This window comes from Citrobacter sp. VF227 (assembly GCF_052950715.1).
Map to the genome: position 1 here is coordinate 1 of NZ_JBRFVF010000389.1, position 469 is coordinate 469.

General features: G+C 67.6%; 1 protein-coding gene. It reads left to right on the top strand.

The window, feature by feature from the left end:
* The coding region (locus ACU8YC_RS26905) for a hypothetical protein (protein WP_446896245.1) at window positions 1–469 on the top strand (469 nt) is incomplete at both ends.

Here is a 469-nt window from a genome sequence, read left to right on the forward strand (position 1 = left end):
CCTTCGGGCGTTGGCGCGATCTCTACAACGCCGCCTTCGCGCAGATGGAGGAGGCGAGCCGACAGATCATGAAGCATGGCCTGACGAAGCAGGCCCGCGACGCTGCCGAGCGCGCCTTGCGCATCGCCAACAGCCAGATCCGATTGCTGGAGCACGGCGGCAAATCGGACAATTCCGACTTCGCCTCACACCGCTATCTCGCGACCGAAGGGTATCTGCCCGGGTACAACTTCCCGCGGCTGCCGCTCTACGCGTACGTGCCCGAGCAGGGCTCCACCGGACCGCGAGCGGCCTACCTGCAGCGGGCCCGCTTCCTGGCGATCGCCGAGTTCGGACCGGGCTCGCTGATCTACCACGAGGGCCGCGCCTTCAAGGTCGTTCGGGCCAAGATCCCACCAGACGTGCGCGACCCGCAGGGGATGCTGGCCGAGGGTAACCTCGCGATCTGGCGGGTGTGCCGCTCTTGCGG